This window comes from Massilia norwichensis, assembly GCF_024753245.1.
GTDB lineage: Bacteria > Pseudomonadota > Gammaproteobacteria > Burkholderiales > Burkholderiaceae_D > Telluria > Telluria norwichensis.
In genome coordinates this window covers 137,783-155,753 of the sequence record NZ_JANUGX010000011.1, presented here as the reverse complement: position 1 = coordinate 155,753, position 17,971 = coordinate 137,783, and the positions used below count along the sequence as shown (strand labels likewise).

Sequence of the window (17,971 nt, the reverse complement as noted above, 5' to 3'; positions counted from 1 at the left end):
AAGAAAGAAAATATTCTAGTCTTCCCTCTAAAGCAATGGTTCGCTTGATTTGTAACAAGCTTGTTACAAAGCATTGATTTGCCGCAATGTGGCGTTTTCGATACTGTTGTATAGGCAGGCAGGGCGCTCAGGCGCCGGCGCTGTGAACGCCTTCGATGAAGCCGTGCACAAAGTCACTGGAACCGGCCCCAAACCAGAGCAGCAGGGCGGCGCCGAGCAGCATGTTGCGGTTGCCGCCGCGGAAGCCTGCAATGAGGAAGATGAACCCGAGAATCTGGATCACCAGCGAGATGACGGCCATGGCTACCTCTACGCATGAAGTTGACTTAAATTTATTATAGGCAAACCTAATATATTGATGTCAACTATGAGCAAAGCTTATGCATGCCGGGCCGAGTTCGCCACGGCGCGCAGATAAATCGTCGTGAGCGCGATCAGGATGCCCAGCAGTACCAGCACCGTGTTCATTTCCAGCTTGATCTGCAAGGCCATCGCATAGCTGGCCGTCATTGCCAGGATAGCCAGGTTCTCGTTGAAATTCTGTACCGCGATCGATTGTCCGGCGCTCATCAGGCTATGGCCGCGGTGCTGCAGAATGGCATTCATCGGCACCACGAACAGGCCGGCCAGCACGCCGATCGCCAGCAGCAACGGCAGCGCCACCTGCACCGTGTGCACGAAGACCATCGCGCACAATCCGACGCCCAGCACGATCCCGACCGGCATCACCGCCATCGAGCGCACCAGCGGCACCGTCTTGCCGGCAATGGCGGCGCCGATCACCACACCGAGCGCGAACACGCCTTGCAGCGCCGCCGCCTTGTCCAGGCTGAGGCCGAGCGCCGACCGGGCCCAGGCCAGCAGCAGGATCTGCAGCACCATGCCGGCGCCCCAGAACAGCGAGGTCACGCCCAGCGATACGCGGCCCTCGCGGTCGCGCCACAGCGTCGAATTGCAGCGGTAGAAATCGAGCAGCAGCGCGGGCAGGGAGCGGCGTGCCTTGGCATAGCGGGGGCCGGCGTTCAGCACGCACAAGTTCAGGACCCCGGCCACGAAATAGGTCAGCACGATCACCAGCACCGCCGCGCTCACCGGCGTGTCCATGATGCCGTCGTGGGCGGGCGTGACCCGCAGCAGCCAGGCGATGGTGTGCTGGTTGGCGGAAATGAGCCCGCCGAGGATGGTGCCGAGGATCATGGCGACCACGGTGCTGCCTTCGATCCAGCCGTTGGCCGCCACCAGGCGCCGCGCCGGCAGGACTTCGGCCAGGATGCCGTACTTGGCCGGCGAATAGGCGGAGGCGCCGAAACCGACGATGCCATACGCGAGCAGGGGATTGGCCTTGGCCAGGATCAGCGAGCAGCCGAGCATCTTGATCGTGTTCGTCGCCAGCATCACGCGGCCCTTCGGGAACATGTCGGCGAAGGCGCCGGCGAAGGGGGCCAGCAGGATGTAGGACAGCACGAAGCCCATCTTCAGCATCGGCGTCATCCACTCCGGAAAGGCCAGGGTCGTGACCAGCGACACGCACAGGATGAACAGCGCGCTGTCGGCCAGCGACGAAAAGAACTGGGCACCAACGATGGCGAAGAAAGCGGGTTTCATGGGCACGGCTCGGTGGTTGGAGTGCACTTATATCACAGCCTTGCAGGCACCCGGTTTCGCTTCGTTTGAAACAATGTGGGAGATTTACCTGACGACAATAATTTTATACTCCAGGCATTCATCGTTACTGCAGCGTTCGGTCGTCGGGGATCAGCATGGATTCGTTTACTCTCGTCGTGGCTTCCGCCATGGTGGCCGGCGTCATGGCCGCCAGCATGCTGCTGCTCTACCGCGCAAGTTCGCGCCAGCGCTGCCTGCTGGACTGGTCGCTGAGCGGCCTGTGCTTCATGGCGACCAATATCATCGGCGCCGTGGCCCTGAAGATCCATCCCGACCACGCGGCCGCGCCCGCCATCGCCAACATGTTCTACATTGCCGGCCATGCCGGCATCCTGGTCGGCGTGCGCCGCCACCTGTCCCTGCGGCCGCGCTACGATCTGCTGTTGCTGCTGGCACTGGGCGTGCTGGCCGTGCACGCGCTGCCCTGGACCCTGGGCTCGGTGCTGCACCGTCTATTGTTGTTCACGCCGGTCGTGGTCGCCATCAACCTCGGCGTGGTCTGGCTGCTGTGGCGCCAGCCCGACGAGGGCGCCAAACCCGCCTACCGGCCGCTGATGGTGCTGGAGCTGCTGTTCATGGCGCAGATGAGCGCGCGTGCCATCTACATGCTGGTCAGCGAAGACCGCGTGCTCACCTTCATGGGCAGCCAGTTCCTGCAGACCTCGGGCTCGCTGTTCGTGCTGGTGTTCCTGTCGGTGGCGACGATGGCCTGCGCGCTGATCGTCACCCACCAGCAGGAGCTGGCGCTGCGCCGCGCTTCGCGCACCGACGTCCTGACCGGGTGGCTGAACCGCCGCGCCCTGCACGACACATCGCCCGCCGCGAATTCGACCGCTGCCAGCGCACCGGCACGCCGCTGTTCTTCATCACCTTCGACATCGATCACTTCAAGTCGATCAACGACCGCTATGGCCACAGCACCGGCGACGCCGCGATCTGCCACGTCACCAGGCTCGCCGCGCGCGCCCTGCGCGGCTACGACGCGCTGTTTCGCATCGGCGGCGAAGAGTTCGCGGTGCTGGTCAATGGCGGCACGCTGGCCGACCTGCAGGGCATCGCGCAGCGCCTGCGCGAACTGGTGGCCGGCACGCCGATATTCGCACACGGACTGGCGCTGCCGATGACGGTCAGCGTCGGCCTGGCCGCGGCCCAGCCGGGCGATACGCAATGGGAAGAGGTGCTCAAGCGCGCCGACGAGGCGATGTACCACGCCAAGCAGCACGGACGCAACCACGTCAGCGTGCATGGCGTGGACGTGGGGAAGGCTTACTTCATCCAGACCGCGTAGTTGGTGCCCGAGGTCTGCAGGGTCCAGCCGGTGCCCGGGCTCCAGCTGTTCGGGCCGATCTTCATCGCCAGCTGGCGCGTGCTGCCGGTGACGATCGCCGCGTACAGGCCCTGGGTCGCCTGCTGGATCGACACCGCCGAGGTCGAGTTCACGCCGGCCGCTTTACGGGCCTTGATCAGCGCCGCGATCTGCGTCTTGAGGTTCCAGTTGTAGATGTGCGGGTAGAACACGGTCGGGATGCCCGGGTGGCTGAGGATGTAGGCATAGCCCTCCATCACCTTGCCGCAGGGGGCGGGCCACAGGTTCTGGCCGCTGCCGCAGCTTTCGGCCGGACCGGTGTCGTGGTTGTCGACGAAGGTCACCATCATCGCCGGCCACCAGCCGATCGCGCCCTGCGGCTTGCCGTCGGTGGCCTTCAGGCGCCAGTAATTGCCGTTGGCGAGGGCGTCGTTGAGGATGCCCTTGGTGGTGAAGTCGAAGGCGCCGCAGCTGTTGCTGGTGCCGTTAATCCAGTTCATCAGCGCCTGGCGGTTGGCGTCGATGTTGTTGATGTCGAAGTTCGGCCACAGCTCGCCGACGCAAAACTCGGCGCCGAAGGCGTTCGCATACTGGCCCACGTAGTTGGCGCCGAAGCCCTTCACGTAGTCGAAGCGCAGGCCGGAGAAGCCGATCGGCTTGAGCGTGTAGTTCAGCCAGTTGATGATGCCGTTCTGGACTTCGCCGACGTTGGTGTGCGCAAGATCGCGTCCGGCGCTGAAGCCGTCGCCGGTGTCGCCCGCGCCCAGGCCGCAATTGCACTCGTCGTTGTTGACGATGGTGTAGGTGGTCCAGTTCGGGTTGGTGAAGTCGGACCAGCCGGTGGTGCCGACCCGGTGGTTGACGACCACGTCGGCGATCGCCTTGACCCCCTTGCTCTTGAAGGCGCTGATCACGTTGGTCAGTTCGGCCGTGCTGCCGTAGCTGGAATCGAGCTTGTTCAGCTGGCGCGGCAGGTAGCCTTCGCGCGCGCCCGAATCCGAGGGCGGCGGGAACCAGACGTGGGTGACGCCCAGGCTGCTGATGTCGGCCACGTTGTTGAGCAGGGTGTTGTACCAGTCGGGGCCGGCGTAACCCGCCGAATTCCAGTGGAAGCCTTGCAGCAGGATGGCGTTGCTGCCGCCGGCCTGCTGCGCCGGGGTGGCGGCGCCGGCCTGGCTTGCGGACAGCAGGATGCCTGCGGCCAGAGCGGCAGCGATTGCGTTCTTCATTGTTCTCCTCCGTTATTTGTACGTATTGGTTTCAGTACTTTTACTACGGGTCGGAGTTTTTGCGTGCGCGCGTCTCGTCATCTCCGGTGCAGAGATTGTTGAGCGAGCCAAATTGTGTGTCAATCGAATTCAAGCTCGCTTTGTAGTTTTAATACTGGCGGCTTGATGTGAGGCAATGTGCTCAGTGCGCCCCGGGCGCTGGCTTGACGCGCTTGAAAGCCACGTCGAAGGCGCCTGCGTGCAGGCGGCCGGTTGGACTGCCGTCCTTCGCCATGTGCAGTTCGAGTTCGCGCGACAGCACGAACAGTTTGGTCGGCGAGCCGGGGGCGGCGTACAGCGGCTCGATCACGCCTTCGCGGATTCCCAGCACCAGTTTGCCCTTCTGTTCCGCGATCTCGAAGGTGCCGAGTCCCTTGATCTCGTAGGTGCCGAGCAGCGCCCTGCGCTTTGCCGGCGAGAGCTCTACCGCCTTGCGCATCGTGGTCTGGTTGCCGGGCCAGCGGTATTCGAAGGCAGCCGCGCGCAGGATGCTTTGCGCCAGCTCGGCGCCAGCATCGCCGTTGGTCATCACGACGATGCCGTCGCCGCGTTCGACGTAGGCGTACAGGGAGTTCTGGAAGCCCATGTTGCTGCCGCCATGGGTAAAGGCACGGTTGGCACCCTTGCCCTCGATTTCGAAGCCGAGCGCGTAACCGTTCTTCACCGGCGTGAGCATGGCGCGCGCCAGATCGGGCGGCAGCAGGACCCGCCCGGACGCCGGCGGCTGCTGGCCCTTGGCGGTGCGCTGCACGCCGATGGCGAAGCGCGCCAGGTCGCTGGGCGTGGTCCACAGGCCGGCCGCGGCCAGTTCCGGATAGGTGTAGGCGCCGCCCTTGTAGGGCTCGCCCTTGGCGTCGTGCGGCAGTGCGGCGCGCGGCAGCAGGGCCGCCGGCAAGGGCTGGGCGAAGGTGCTGTTTGCCATGCCGAGCGGCGCCAGCACGCTCGAGGCCACCAGCTCGCCGAAGGGCTTTTCGCCGGCGTCGATCATGGCCTGCTGGACCACTGTGTAGCCGCCGCCTGAATATTTCCATTCGGTGCCGGGCGCCGTTTCGATCCGCACCGGTTTGGTGTTCGCGGGCGGCGCGCCGTCCAGCACCTGCAGCAGGGTCGGCACCTTGGCGTCGTGCGCATAGCCGGGGAAGCCCGACACCGTGGTGCCGGCCGTGTGCGACAGCAGCTGGCGCAGCGTGGCATGCGTTCCCTTGGGGCCGGGCGGCAGCTTCCAGGTCGTCAGTTAGGTATTGATGTCGGCGTCGAGCGAGAGCTTGCCGGCTTCCACCATGCGCAGCGCGGCGAAAGCGGTAACCGGCTTGCTGATCGAGGCAGCCTGGAACAGCGTGTCCGGCGTGACCGGCTGTCCATCCTTGACGGCGACGCCGTAGCCCTTGGCCCAGGCGATCCTGCCTTCGCGGACGACGGCGATGCTGACGCCGGGCACGTGCAAACGCTGCATCTCGGCTTCGAGGGTGGTAGTGGGGACGGGTTTGCCTTGCAAGGCGACGGCGGGGCGCAGGCCTTGTTCGATGCGGCGGCGGATGTCGCCGTCAGCGGCCTGGGCGGCGGTGCAGGTTAGTACTGCAGTGAGAAAAGCTAGAAGTTTCGCCGGTATGCTGAACATACGGACTCCATCAAGATGGTTATCTATTCGTTAACCATTATCGATGTGCAATATCTCTTCAGCAAGAAATATCTTTTTCACCTTACGAGGATTGAGGTTTCCGTTTCCTTTGTGATGCCACTTTTGGATTTTCAAGCCCCTTCATATATTTCCGTAGGTCGGCAATTAGTGATTCATGGACTGTCAACATGTTTTGCAAAGTAGACAAATCTAGTTCGCCAGGAATTTTAGGTTCGTCGCCCTTGTGTTGCGGCAGCGGCTCTGTAACTGCTGCAGCACGCCTGACCCGTACAAACCCTACCTCCACCCCAAAGAACTCCCCAATTCGGTTCAAGGTTGCCACCGTCGGATTTCCCTGTCCCAGCTCTAGCGCCTTGATGACGCGCGGGCTGACGTCGCGATGCTGTGCGAATTCCTCTTGCGTCATCCCGGAAATCGGTCGCATCTCTCGTACGCCTTCAGTGAGCGACAAGTTGGCGGCGGCGGCGGATTCCAGCAGTTGGTTGCGCCGTTCGCGGGCCTGAGCCTTATCCATCGGGTTTCGTTTGCTCATGATGGTCTGGATGCCAGAAGTTGGATGCGCTGCATTTTCAATGCTGGTTCGAGGAAGTCGACGATGTCCACGTCGACCTCGATAAAAATACTGGTCGAGAAAGAAATCAGTCGAACCCGCGCACCGGCAAGCTGGCATCCCGCTGAATCCAGTTGCGCGCCGAGTATGCGGTGCGCGCATCGGTCACATGCAAGGTGAACGCATGCCGCGACACCGGCGACCGGTTCGGCGCCGAGTAGTGCGGCAGCAGGCCGTGGAAGCACACCAGGCTGCCGGCCTTCGCTTCGAGCGGCACGGCGGTCGAATCGTCCGGCCACGGCGTGCTGTCGAGCTTTTCCATCGTGATCTGCTGGCCATCGCGCAGGAAGCGCTCGCGCAGCGGTCCGCGGTGGCCGCCCGGTTCGACCCAAAGGCAGCCATTCTCGATGGTCGCGTCTTCCAGTGCGAACCAGAAGGTGGTCACGCTGATCGGCGTGGAATCGAAGAAGGTCGCGTCCTGGTGCCAGCGTACTTCGCCGCCGATGCCGGGCTGCTTGAAGATGTACATCGACTGCCAGACCTGCGGCTGTTCCAGTCCCAGGTCGCGCGCCACCGCCGCCAGTTGCGCATCGCGCGTAAACGCTTCGAACACCGGATCGAGGTCGTGCATGGCGTGGCCGATCTTGTTGATCGACAGGGCCTTGGCCTGCTTCAGCTGGCCGTTGGCGTCGAAGGCTTCCTCTTCGAAGAAGCAGCGCACGGTATTGTCCGAGCCGAGGAACCAGGCGTCGCTGGCGTTTTCCTGGTCGCGCGTGGTGAAGACGGCGCGCGATTCCGCCGGGTCGAAGGCATCGACGATTTGTTCGGCGCGTGCGCGCAGGCCTGCGATCGCATCGGGCGATTTGAAATTCGGGATGACGATATAGCCGTCGCGCTGGTACTGCGCGCGCTGTTCCTGGGTCAGCATGGTGGTGAAGTCTCCGTTGAACGAGCGCGTATTTTACGACGCCGCCACCGTCCAGCCGCCATCCGCATACACCCGCTCATCGTCGAGATACACCGCATCGGTCACCACGAACACGTCGATGTGGTAGCGCGCGTCCTTGCGCTTGAAGCCGGGTTTCGCATACACGCCGTGCTTGGCGCCCAGCGACAAGTGGATGCCGCACATGCGTTCGTAGGTGCCGATGTCGTCGACGCGGCGCTCGCGCGTAAAGGCGCGGTTCATGCCGAAGCCCAGTTCGCGCACCCAGACCTCGCCTTCGTCGCGGCGGATGATGTCCAGCACCTGCTGGAATTCGGGCGTCACGTTTTCCGCATCGACCACGCGGCCGCGCTCGATCACCAGCGTGATCGGCGCAGCCGGGCGGTTCACCAGGTAGGAGGTATCGCCGAACACGTGGACCTGGGCGCGGCCGCTGACGGCTTCGAGATCCTGCGCCTCGGTGAACACTTCGCCGATCGGGAACTGGCCGCCCACATTGTTCATCGCGCTGTAGTCGCCGACGTTCAGCTTGGCCGATTCCAGCGGCGAGTCGAACACCAGCACGGCATCGCCGCCATGCACCTCGGCGCGCCTGGCCACGTCGATGCGCGCCTTCAGGGCATGGCCGACGCCGCGGAAGTATTGCGGGTCGTAGGCCAGGGCTTCGATGTAGTGGTCGCCCTGCGCCCCCGGCATGCGCGACAGGTGCACGTGCTCGATCACTTTCAGGCCCAGCTTGAACAGTTCGACGCGCAGGCGGAAGCCGTCGAGGCGGAAGTTGGTCGACTGCACCAGCACCACCAGGTCGCCCGCCGCGTAGTCCTTGAAGGCGGCCAGCACGGTATCGGGCGTGACGCTGTCGAAGTCGATGAAGACGGCCTCGGGCAGGTTGCGGCGGTAGGCCTCGACCAGTGCGCGGGACAGGCCGGTGCGCCCGTCGAACACCACCAGTGCGCGCCGTCCCGGGCCGTGTTCGAGCGCGATCGCCAGCACGTCGCGCAGGTGCGCGGTGGCGGCGTCGATGGCGGAGGCGGGCAGGTCGGCGGTGGAAAGCGCGGTGGCGGTCATGGCGTCAAAACGGTGGGAAGCAACCCGTCATTATAGCCTTGCCGCAGCGGTACCGAGCGGCTACGGCGCGGCTTGCGGCAGCTCACGGACGCCAGGCCGGCTTTGCTGCACAGTTTGGCTGGCGGAGGTCTTATCATGTTGATTCTAAAGGGAAAATTTCCTATTCTTAATTTCCTGGCCTTGTTGCTGGCGCTGATGCTGGCCGCGGCCCCGGCTGCGCGCGCACTGGAAGTGAAAGCGGGCGCGCGGCCACCGGAGGTCGTCGCGACCGAGTTCTACGGCTGGTATCTGGAAGCCCTGAGCGCCGACCAGGACCCCCTCAGCGACCGCTACGACACCTTCACCCGCTACGTGGCCAGGGAACTGGCGGCGCGGCTGGTCGAACGCCTGCAGGCCGGCCGCTTGCCGCAGCGCGATTACTTCATCCAGTCCGCCAGCTACCGGCCGGCCTGGCAGCGCAGCGTACGGGCCGCCACGGTGCGCCAGCGCGCGGGCACGGCGGACGTCCTCGTCACCCTGGGCGACGCCAGCATTGATGCCGGTCCGCGCCAGACGCTGGCGCTATCGATGGTGCTCGAGAACGGCGTCTGGAAGATCCGCCAGGTTGCGGCCGTCGATGCGTCCAGAAGTTCCGCTGAACAGCCCGTCATTTGATCCGTGAAGCACCGCCCCGCGCTCCTTTCGTGAACGGGGCGCCGCGCCCCCCCATGCCGGCGCTATGATTCCAAAAGGATAACGAGCGGGGGCGACGGCAAACCCAATGGCATACCGATGGGAAACACCAGCCAGCGTCTGGCTGGAAGACGAGAACAGCGGCCAGTTCGAGCTGGCCGCCAGCGAAGGGCTGGGGCGGATCGACTGGCGCGCCCATGCGCGTGGACGCATGGCCGACTTCGCGCACCTGCTCGGCGCCTCGCTGCCACGCTGCGCCAATGAAGACGGCAGCGAAGGCTGCGAGCACTCGCCTATCTACCCCGAAGGTTTCTCGTTTTGCCCCACCTGTGGACGTCCACTCGAACGCCTGGCCGGCAGCGCCCGCCGTGGGCCCGACTGGTGGGGCCAGCATGCCGACCAACTGCTGCCGCGCCACGTGCCGCATGGCCTGCCGGTGACCTCGCTGCCGCTCGGCGACAGCCTCGAGGAACGTCCCGCCGCGCCCAGTATCGGCCGCTTCGACGCCTCGATGCCGCCGCCGCCGAACGCGCAATGCGTTTTCATCGCCGCCGGCTACGGTTTTCCGGAACAGCGCCTGCTGGCCCTGGCGCCGGGCCGCGGCGTGCTGCAGTACTGGGACCCGCTCGGCGAGCTGTGGCATGTGCTGGTGCCGGAAGAGGGCACGGCCGATCTGCGTTTCGGCGCATCCGATTACGGCTGGCTGCCGGCATTGGCCCCGCGGCGCGGCGAAGTCGGCCTGGTGCCGACCGCGCAGGGCCTGTACCGCCTGTGGATCAACCCGATCAACGAGACCTACCGGCTGGAACCGGTGCTGGCCGCGCCGCTGGCTGCGGCGCCGGGCACGATGCGGCGCCAGCTGGCCTGCCTGGTGCGCGGGAATGCCGGCGTGCTGGTGCTGTGTGCGCTGGATGCGGACCTCGCCCCCGGCCCGCAATACGACTGCGGTGCGCTGCCGCTGTCCGGCTGGAGCCGTCCGATCGGCTACGACGGCCAGCTATTCTGGCTGCACGACGAAGGCCAGCTGCTGTGGCGCCCGGGCGAGGCGCCGCGCTTCCTGCCCTGGCCCGATACCTGGCTGCCGCGCCTGCAGTTCGGCGGGCCGACCCTGAGCCGCGATGGCCGCATGTGGCTGATCGGGCACGACGGCCTGTCCTACTGCTTCCTCGAACTCGGCGTCGAACGGCCGCAGCGTGAACCGATCGATGGCGCGCGCCTGGGCTTTGCCAACCTGCTGTTCCGGCGCGGCCATCCGGTGGTCGACGAACCCTGGTCTGGCGAACACGTCGAGGACCAGAACGAAGACGATTCGCTGGTGCTGCCGCTGCTGCGCAGCTTCAACAACAACCGCGCCCAGCCCAGCGGGCTGGTGCTGCGCTTCCACAAATACACCGGCCGCGCCGAAGACGCGCTGGCCGACCGCGTGATCGCCCGCACCACGGTCGAATGGATAGGCCGGCGCAACGTCATCCTCGACGAGATCGCACGCCTGTCGCGTCCGCTCGAGTGCCTGCCCTTCGTGTACGCCAATCACCTCTGGCTGCACCACCCAGACTGGAACCGGATCCGCGGCTGGCACCTGGAAGAGCTGTCGTGAGGCGCGCGCTCGCCTTTGTCATCGCGCTCGCGGCTGGCCTGCCGGGGCTGGCCCTCGCCATCCCGCACGTGGTGCTGGTGCAGAACTCGGGCTGGATGGAACCCTTCTACAGCGACCCAAACTCGAGCTTCAAGCCGCTGGTGACGGAACTGGTCAGCAGCGTCGCCCAGCCCGGCGATGCGCTGGTGCTGGCCGCCTTCAACCAGTCGCTGCCCGGCGCTCCCTCGCCGCGTGCCTTGCTGTCCGAACAGGTCGATGCGAAGTCGGTGCATGGCCACGTGCAGGCCGCGCTGCAAGGCCTGGAGACGGCGAGGAAGCCCGGCGGCCAGGCGCTGGCCGACACCGACCTCGGCGAGGCCGTCGACGCCGCCCTGGACCGGGTGCTGGCCGGCAAGCCAGGACTGGTCTGGCTGGTGACGAACAACCGCAACAGCCCCAACAACGACCAGGCGACCGCCCAGCGCAACCGCGAGTTCTATGCCCTGATCCACCGCGGCGCCGCGATCGACAAGGCGTTGGCCTTCCCGCTGCGCATGCCGGTCAAGGGCGCGCACTACAGCGCGAACGGCTTGATGGTGTATGTGTTCGCGGCTGGGAAGGAAGGCAGCCGCGCCCTCGACGCGCTGCTGGCATCCGGCCGCGTGCAGCGCGTGATCACCGAGCCGCCGGCGCGCCTGAAACCGCTCGACCGCGACACCGTGCGCCTGGTACCGCGCCGCGTCGAAGGCGCGCCCGGCGTGGCGCTGGCGATGGATGCCGGCGGCCGCCTGCACGCCGACGTCGAACCGGATGCGGTGGCGCCCGGCACCCGCATCCAGTGGCAGCTCGAGAACACGATCTACCCGTACACGATCGCCGGCGCCACGCTCAGCGCGCGTTCCATGCTGGCCGGCGAAAACCGCCCGATCGAACTGGCACGCCACGCCGTGCAGCAGCTGGCGCCGGGCAAGGCCGAGCCGCTGGCTTCCAGCATGCAGCTGCCGGTCGCGAAACTGCCCGGCAAATGGTCGATGGAAGCCCTGCAGTCCGCCGGCTCGGCCTATGTGCTGCCCGGTCAGATCGAGCTGCACCTGGCCGGCCAGAAGCTGGTGCTGTCGCAGGCCTTCCGCGAACGCATGGCGGCGCTGTTCCCGGGCGATCCGCTGCCGGAGATTTTCACGCCGCCCGCCGAGATCCAGGCATCAACCGCGGTGCTGCCGCTGGAAGTGCGGGTGCATTACGGTTCCGGGCCGCTGCTGGCCGCGATTGCCGGTGCCCTGGCCCTGCTGGCGGCCGGCGCCGGTGCCGCTTACGCCTATGGCCGGCCGCGCCGCGTGCAGCTGACGGTCGAGGACGAACTGCGCACCGTGCACACGCGGGTGGGTGCGACGCAACCGATCTACGACAAGGCGGGCCAGCAGGTGGCCAGCCTGAAGACGACGCTGTTCGGCCACCAGTTGATCGACCTGCGCGAAGGCGCCCAGGTCAGGCTGGGACGATGAGCCACCTATAAAAAATACACCCGAGAGGACCCCATGCAAGACCAGAAAACAGCCCCGCCCGTGACCGACCCCGGTTTCAAGCTGCCGGGCCAGACCCAGCAGACCACGCCCCAGGACCCGCTGCCGAAGACGGCGCCCGACACCGCCAACCAGCCGGTCGAGATCGCGCCGGGCGGCGCCACCAATCCCAGCGCCGCGCCGCTGCGCGATACCTCGGGACGCGACCTGGCCATCGGCGGCGCGGTGTTCCTGGTGCTGCTGGTGATTTACTTCTTCGTGCGCAACGCCTACGTGCACCACCTGGTGGTCAGGCGCGTGGCGCCGTCCTCGGCCGGCAGCGCGGGCTGGCTGATGTTCGTCGGGCTGGCCTTCCTGTCCTTCGCGGCGGTACTGGCGATCATCAACGCCGCCAAGTACCTGACCCTGGCGATCACGGGGCCGCTAGTCGTCATCGGCGTGGTGGCCCTGATCGCAGCACTTTTCATTGGCCGCCGCTGAGCGCCAGCAAGGAAACGATATGGCAGATTTTCCCGATCCCTCTTCGCTGAATAACAAAGCCGAGCTCAAGGTCGACCTGCGCCCGACGCTCTTCATCGGCGCCGGCGGCACCGGCATGGAAGTCATGATGCGCATCCGCCGCCGCATCCTGTCGGCGGTCTGGAACCGCCAGCATCCGACCCGCGTGGAGTCGATCGCCGACTTCCCGGTCGCGCGCTTCCTGCACTTCGACCTCGACAACCAGGCCATCATCGACGAAGGCAAATCGCAGCAGACCGACCCCTGGTTCGAACTCGTGAAACTCTCGGACGAGGAACGCCTGGTCGAGCCGCTCGACCTGCCGCAATACCACGAGTCCGACGACAGCCTGGCGCGCTTCCCCCTGATCGAGAAATGGATGCCGCTGCGGCCCAAGAAGCTGCGCTCGCTGGGCATCGATCCGTCGAAAGGCGCGGGCCAGATCCGCGCGCTGGCGCGGCTCTATTTGTTCGACAAGTACCCGAAGCTGCGGGGACGCATCAAGGGCGCGCTGAACTTCCTCAGTTCGAACGCCGGCATCGAGCGCAAGGAGAATTACCAGCGCCTGGGCCTGCAGGTCGATACGAGCAAATTCCGCATCGTCGTCATCGCCTCGAACGCCGGCGGCACCGGGGCCGGCAGCGCCATCGACCTGGGCTGGATCGCCAAGGCCATCGCGCGCCAGGAAGTGTCGGACAGCCAGGTCGACCTGGTGATGTTCCTGCCTTCGGGCTACGCGAAGGCCAACAAGGAGCGCACCGAGGCGAATGCCTACGCGACCCTGATGGAGCTGGAAACCACCATGCGCGACATGAACGCGCGCGTGCAGTGGATGGACCCGGACAGCGTGGTCGGACGCGGCGCGCCTTTCGACGACGTCTATTTCGTCGACACCGCCAACCTGGCCAACAAGGCGACCCAGGACGTGAAGGACGTCTACCAGATGGTGGCCGACACCCTGTTCGAAGACTTCGCCTCGGCCGATTTCGCCAACCGCAAGCGCTCGGTGGCGGTCAACCAGCAGCAGCACAAGCTCGGTCCCTACAACCCGCGCGTGCCGGAGCAGCGCTTCGGCGACATGCGCCTGTCCTACTCGAAGGTGTATTCGGCCTTCGGCCAGGCGGTGCTCGACACCCAGCAAAGCCTGCGCGACGACATCCGCGCCTACGAGCTGGCGGCGCTGATGGTCAAGGCCTTCTTCGGCCTGGCAAGCACCGACGGCACTGCCGCGCGCCGCGCCACCGATGCGGAGCGCGACAGCTTCATGCGCGAGCAGATGGCCATGGGGGAGCACCCGTTCTCGGAGTTCCCCGACTTCCGCAAGGGCACGGTGGACGTCACGCCTTTCCAGGAATACGCGCTGACCGACATGCTCCTGATGGACAAGGACCAGCGCTCGCTGCTGGAGCGGGTCGAGAGCAAGGTGCAGGTCGAGATCGACCGCATCATGGCATCCTACGATTTGAAGCTGTGGCGCGAGAAGGTGGTCGAGCTGCTGCCCAACCTGGAGCGTGACGCCATCCGCGAAGCCGGCGCCACCGCCGAGACCAGCGAAGACCGCATCAAGCGCCACACCGGCGAGCTGCTGGCCAACCTGCGCCTGAACGTGCGCGGGCGCCTCTACATGCTGCTCGACGATCGCAAGCAGGGCGGCCTGGAGTTCGTGCTGTCGCTGCTGGAGCAGGTCAAGGCAAGACTGGCGCAGCGCGACCTCGCCAACGCCCAGCGCAACGGCAAGCGTTACCGCGACATCCGCGATGCCCTGCGCACGCGCCAGGTCGAGGAATCGCTGAACAACCTGTCGCAGGCCGCGGGCCGTTTGTTCGGCAAGGATGCGCAGGCGCGCGAGGTGATGAACCATCTGAAACGCGACATCGCCGACTACCTGCGCTTCCACCTGCTGGCGGTGGCGTCCGGCCAGGCGATCGACGTCATGAACAATATGTCGGCCTGGCTCGGCAACCCGCAGGGCACCGACGAACACGGGCAGGCGCAGTGGAGCGGCATCGCCGGCGAATTCCAGGAAGGCCGCCGCTCGGTGCAGGCCATGCTGGCGGCCTGCGACCAGCGCATCGGCCAGCTGCGCGCCGATGCCCGCCACGAGCACGCCACCTACATCAAACTGGCCAGCGATGTGCTGCCGCAGCCGGTCAAGCTCACCAGCGACGTCAGCGGCTGGGCCGAAGAGGTGCTGCTGGAATTCGGCGGCTCGGCCAGGCTGTTCCCGCAACTGGGCGACGAGCGCCTGCGGGCGGATCTGCTGCTGAAACTGTTCCGTCGCGCGCAAACCCAACTCTCGAGCATGCAGGCGCAGGGCCTGGAGCCGGCACAGGCCGTCGATCCGCTGCTGGAGCGTTTGAACGCGATGTCGCCTACGGCGCGCCACCGCGTGTTCAGCGAATGGATACGCAGCAGCATGCCCTGGATTAACGCGCGCTTCTCGGCCGAGTTCACACCCAGCGCCGACCAGTTCAAGTGCTTCGTCGGCGTCGGCGACCCAGGCGCCTGGCGCAAGCTGGAGCCGGAGATCCGCGCGGCGGTGCCGACCGGCTTCCTGCACGGCGACGCGGTCGCCATCGTCAACACCGGCGTGGCGGGCAGGGCGGTGTGCTACATCGAGCTGTCCGGCTATCCGATGACGGTGCTGCGCGGCCTGCCGACCTGGCGCGCCTCCTACCAGATCGAGAACCCGAAGATCCCGACGCACCTGCACTTCGATTCGACGCGCTTCCGCCATCCGATCTCGCCCTCGATGGATGAGCTGAACCGGCTGGCCGACGATTACGAATGGTTCCTGCAGGCCGTGGCGCTGGGCGTCATCCGGCGCAAGCAGGACGCCGGCGACCGCGAAGCCGCCTTCCAGCCGCGCGGCCAGTACCTGTTCGAGGTCGAGCAGGGTTCCGGCGAATGGCTGCAGATCGGTAACGAGTACGCGATCCGCTCGAACGGCCTGCCGCCTTATTACCGCGAGCAGGTGATCGCCGCCGTGCGCCAGCGCCTGGGCACGATGGGGCCCTATCGCCTGGCGCTGCTGGCCGCGCTGATGCGCCATTACCAGTTGCGCGTGTACGAGCCCAAGCTGGAAGTCGACGAGACCGGCGCCCAGCTGCCTTCGCCCTCGCTGCCGACGATTACCGCGCGGCGCCTGTACGAGCAGTGGATGCGGCGCGCCGCCAGCCTGCATCCGGAACTGTCGCCGGCCCAGGTCGAGGCGGCGCTGGCCCAGCTCGACCTGTGGAGCGAGGTCGTGCCGGACTCGGCCAGCGACGCCTACCACTGGGAAGTCGAGCGCCCGGGCGACAAGCGCACGATCCGGCCCGAGTTCCTGGCCAGCGAGGCGCGCGCCCTGCAGGCGCTGGAGCGGCGTTCGGCATCGCCGGCAGCGATGGCGCCGGGCCTGGTGGCCGGCATGGAGCAGGGCGGCGGCGCCCCGGCGACTATCGTCAGCCCGAGCATGCAGCCGATACAGGCCGGTACCGACCTGCATCCGGCGGTGGCCAGCCCGGCCGCTTTCGTGGTCGGCGCGACCCCGATGGCGGCGCGCTTCAAGCTGTTCGTGAACGGCGCCCAGCGCGGACCGTATGCGCTGGAAGAGGTGGCGCAGATGCTGGCGCGCGGCGAGATCGACGGCGGCACGCGTATCTGGAACATGCAGTGGAACCCACGCCAGGACAAGTGGAAGACGGTCGGCGAGATCCCGGAACTGGCGGCGGCCTTCGACACCGCGATCCCGGACCCCGACGACGGCATCCCGGACCCGGAATAAAGGCGCACCGTGCACGACCAGGCAATCTACCGATGCATCAACGAAGCCTGCGGCCGACCGGCGCCGCGGCCCGTGAACTACTGTCCCTGGTGCGGGACTGCGCAGGCGCGCGCGGGTACGCAGGCGCCTGGCGTGAACGCGCCGCCGGCATCGTCCACGGTCTCCGCGGCGGCGGCCGCAGCGGCTGCCGGCGCAAGCGCCGCCGCCGCGCTGTCCGGCTGGTCGGACGCGCCGCCGGAGTTGCCGTCGGCACCGGCTGCCGCGGTGCCGCCGCCACCCGCATCGCCTGCCGCGCCAGCTTCGTCAGCGTCGTCGGCCGCAACAGCCGCAGCAGCGTCAGCAGCCGCGCAGCGGCCGATGGCCACCCCGAGCGCAACCGATTTCGGCCGCAGCGGCAAACCCGGCGCAAGCGGTCCGTCAGCGCCGCCACCGCCACCGCCGCGCCAGGAAGTGCCGCGCCCGCCGCTGGCCGCCCACCCGCCGCAGCGCTCGCCGATCCGGCTGCGCTGGTGGATCCTGGCGCTGGCCCTGCTGTGGGGTGTGTGGCTGGTCGCCAAGCCCTCGTCGAAGAAGATCGAGCGCCAGATCGATGCCGCCATCGCCCTGGCGCGCGAGTGCAAGGGCAGCGAGGCCCAGGCCCAGCTGATCGCCCTGCGCAAGACCCGCGCCTCGCAGGAACAGCTGCAGCGCCTGCAGCAGGCCCTCAACGACGAAGCGGCCAAGTGCACCAGGCGGCGCCAGCGCAGCAAGGCCTGGAGCGATGCCAGCAACGGCGTCGAGGCGGCACTGGCGGCGGCCAGCTGGGACAAGGCGAGGACGCGCCTGCAAGCTTTTACCAAACGCTGGGGCGAGGACGAGGACACGCGCGCGCTCAAGGAGCGGATCGAGACGGCAAAGCGTGATGCCGCCCACCCGCTGGCGGTGCCGCGCAGCGCCGTCGGTTCCTCCGGCGGCGGCGCGACCGGCGCCGGTGGCGGAAGGGCGTCGCAGGCCGCGGCCGAATCCGCCCGCAATCTGATCCAGAGCGCCGAGCGCGACCTGGACCGCGGCGATTACGGCGCCGCGGCCGACAAGATGACGCTGTGCCTCACCATGGTCGACGCCGGCAACCCAGCGTGCCGGGCACTCAAGACCCAGGCCGAGCAGCAGGCGAAATTCCAGTAAGCGGCATGCAATAAGCGGAAAGGAGGTGCAACGTGAAGCGCATATCGATCATCGCCCTGGTGCTGGCCACCTTGCTGGCCGGCTGCAAGGAGTCATCCACCGAGGGCATGGGACCGGCCCAGCAGGCCGGCAAGGCGGTCGACGAGGCCGGCGCCAGGGTGCAGAACGCGGTCCAGGACCAGGTGGCGAAAGCCGACGAAGCCGCCGAGCGGGCGCGCGAAAAGGCGAAGGAAGCGGCGGCGCAAGCCAGGGACAACCTGGACCGGGCAACCGCCAAGGTCGGCGAAAAAGTCGAAAAAGCCGGAGAAAAGATGCAGGAGGCGGCGCGCTAGG

Annotated in this window: 14 protein-coding genes and 1 pseudogene; 8 read left to right on the top strand and 7 right to left on the bottom strand. The window is 66.7% G+C overall.

Going from position 1 to position 17,971, the window contains the following annotated elements:
- Positions 1–127 precede the first annotated feature (127 nt).
- Both NX782_RS11535 and lplT read right to left on the bottom strand, forming a co-directional pair.
- On the bottom strand, positions 128–301 hold the full coding sequence (locus tag NX782_RS11535) for a hypothetical protein (protein ID WP_258845596.1): 174 nt from the start codon (positions 299–301) through the stop codon (positions 128–130).
- Between the two features lie 77 nt (positions 302–378).
- Complete coding sequence (gene lplT / locus NX782_RS11530; protein WP_258845595.1) at positions 379–1,605, bottom strand: lysophospholipid transporter LplT; 1,227 nt, start codon at positions 1,603–1,605, stop codon at positions 379–381.
- Between lplT and NX782_RS11525 the strand changes: the two genes are divergently transcribed.
- On the top strand, positions 1,535–2,953 hold the full coding sequence (locus tag NX782_RS11525; protein WP_308632928.1) for a GGDEF domain-containing protein: 1,419 nt from the start codon (positions 1,535–1,537) through the stop codon (positions 2,951–2,953). The genes lplT and NX782_RS11525 overlap by 71 nt on opposite strands.
- Here the strand turns inward: NX782_RS11525 and NX782_RS11520 are convergent.
- The 5 genes and pseudogenes from NX782_RS11520 to NX782_RS11500 all read right to left on the bottom strand — a co-directional run bounded on the left by NX782_RS11520 (position 2,932) and on the right by NX782_RS11500 (position 8,442).
- Positions 2,932–4,200: a glucan 1,4-alpha-maltotetraohydrolase domain-containing protein gene (locus tag NX782_RS11520; RefSeq protein WP_258845594.1), complete on the bottom strand. Its 1,269-nt coding sequence runs from the start codon at positions 4,198–4,200 to the stop codon at positions 2,932–2,934. The two genes, NX782_RS11525 and NX782_RS11520, sit on opposite strands and share 22 nt — an antisense overlap.
- A 181-nt stretch (positions 4,201–4,381) precedes the next feature.
- Positions 4,382–5,857, bottom strand: a pseudogene (locus NX782_RS11515) (serine hydrolase domain-containing protein).
- 82 nt (positions 5,858–5,939) lie between these two features.
- Positions 5,940–6,410 (bottom strand): helix-turn-helix transcriptional regulator, encoded by a 471-nt coding sequence (locus NX782_RS11510; RefSeq protein WP_258845593.1) that lies wholly within the window; start codon positions 6,408–6,410, stop codon positions 5,940–5,942.
- 106 nt (positions 6,411–6,516) lie between these two features.
- Positions 6,517–7,356, bottom strand: a complete 840-nt coding sequence (locus NX782_RS11505) for a phytanoyl-CoA dioxygenase family protein (protein WP_258845592.1) — start codon at positions 7,354–7,356, stop codon at positions 6,517–6,519.
- 33 nt (positions 7,357–7,389) lie between these two features.
- The gene (locus NX782_RS11500) at positions 7,390–8,442 is read right to left on the bottom strand and encodes a M29 family metallopeptidase (protein WP_258845591.1); all 1,053 of its coding nucleotides are present in this window, start codon (positions 8,440–8,442) and stop codon (positions 7,390–7,392) included.
- Positions 8,443–8,577: 135 nt separating this feature from the next.
- Here NX782_RS11500 and NX782_RS11495 point away from each other — a divergent pair, with 135 nt between their 5' ends.
- The 7 genes from NX782_RS11495 (at position 8,578) to NX782_RS11465 (ending at position 17,970) form a co-directional block, all read left to right on the top strand.
- Positions 8,578–9,096: a DUF3828 domain-containing protein gene (locus NX782_RS11495; RefSeq protein WP_258845588.1), complete on the top strand. Its 519-nt coding sequence runs from the start codon at positions 8,578–8,580 to the stop codon at positions 9,094–9,096.
- Between the two features lie 106 nt (positions 9,097–9,202).
- Positions 9,203–10,711, top strand: coding sequence for a hypothetical protein (locus NX782_RS11490; RefSeq protein WP_258845587.1), 1,509 nt, complete (start codon positions 9,203–9,205; stop codon positions 10,709–10,711).
- On the top strand, positions 10,708–12,192 hold the full coding sequence (locus NX782_RS11485; protein WP_258845586.1) for a hypothetical protein: 1,485 nt from the start codon (positions 10,708–10,710) through the stop codon (positions 12,190–12,192). The genes NX782_RS11490 and NX782_RS11485 overlap by 4 nt, the downstream gene beginning before the upstream one ends.
- Before the next feature lie 33 nt (positions 12,193–12,225).
- Positions 12,226–12,690 carry a hypothetical protein gene (locus NX782_RS11480; protein WP_258845585.1) on the top strand — a complete coding sequence of 155 codons (465 nt, stop codon included), beginning with the start codon at positions 12,226–12,228 and terminating at the stop codon, positions 12,688–12,690.
- A 19-nt stretch (positions 12,691–12,709) separates the two neighbouring features.
- Positions 12,710–16,474, top strand: coding sequence for a tubulin-like doman-containing protein (locus NX782_RS11475; protein ID WP_258845584.1), 3,765 nt, complete (start codon positions 12,710–12,712; stop codon positions 16,472–16,474).
- Positions 16,475–16,546: 72 nt separating this feature from the next.
- On the top strand, positions 16,547–17,638 hold the full coding sequence (locus NX782_RS11470; RefSeq protein WP_258845583.1) for a hypothetical protein: 1,092 nt from the start codon (positions 16,547–16,549) through the stop codon (positions 17,636–17,638).
- 32 nt (positions 17,639–17,670) lie between these two features.
- Positions 17,671–17,970 carry a hypothetical protein gene (locus NX782_RS11465; protein ID WP_258845582.1) on the top strand — a complete coding sequence of 100 codons (300 nt, stop codon included), beginning with the start codon at positions 17,671–17,673 and terminating at the stop codon, positions 17,968–17,970.
- Position 17,971: the final 1 nt, after the last annotated feature.

What these genes read in the sequence shown, in the direction of transcription:
- NX782_RS11505 (WP_258845592.1), bottom strand. Translation starts at nt 7,356, where the DNA reads ATGCTGACCCAGGAACAGCGCGCGCAGTACCAGCGCGACGGCTATATC.
- NX782_RS11525 (WP_308632928.1), top strand. Translation starts at nt 1,535, where the DNA reads ATGAACAGCGCGCTGTCGGCCAGCGACGAAAAGAACTGGGCACCAACG.
- NX782_RS11520 (WP_258845594.1), bottom strand. Translation starts at nt 4,200, where the DNA reads ATGAAGAACGCAATCGCTGCCGCTCTGGCCGCAGGCATCCTGCTGTCC.
- NX782_RS11495 (WP_258845588.1), top strand. Translation starts at nt 8,578, where the DNA reads ATGTTGATTCTAAAGGGAAAATTTCCTATTCTTAATTTCCTGGCCTTG.
- NX782_RS11510 (WP_258845593.1), bottom strand. Translation starts at nt 6,410, where the DNA reads ATGAGCAAACGAAACCCGATGGATAAGGCTCAGGCCCGCGAACGGCGC.
- NX782_RS11475 (WP_258845584.1), top strand. Translation starts at nt 12,710, where the DNA reads ATGGCAGATTTTCCCGATCCCTCTTCGCTGAATAACAAAGCCGAGCTC.
- NX782_RS11535 (WP_258845596.1), bottom strand. Translation starts at nt 301, where the DNA reads ATGGCCGTCATCTCGCTGGTGATCCAGATTCTCGGGTTCATCTTCCTC.
- lplT (WP_258845595.1), bottom strand. Translation starts at nt 1,605, where the DNA reads ATGAAACCCGCTTTCTTCGCCATCGTTGGTGCCCAGTTCTTTTCGTCG.
- NX782_RS11480 (WP_258845585.1), top strand. Translation starts at nt 12,226, where the DNA reads ATGCAAGACCAGAAAACAGCCCCGCCCGTGACCGACCCCGGTTTCAAG.
- NX782_RS11500 (WP_258845591.1), bottom strand. Translation starts at nt 8,442, where the DNA reads ATGACCGCCACCGCGCTTTCCACCGCCGACCTGCCCGCCTCCGCCATC.
- NX782_RS11490 (WP_258845587.1), top strand. Translation starts at nt 9,203, where the DNA reads ATGGCATACCGATGGGAAACACCAGCCAGCGTCTGGCTGGAAGACGAG.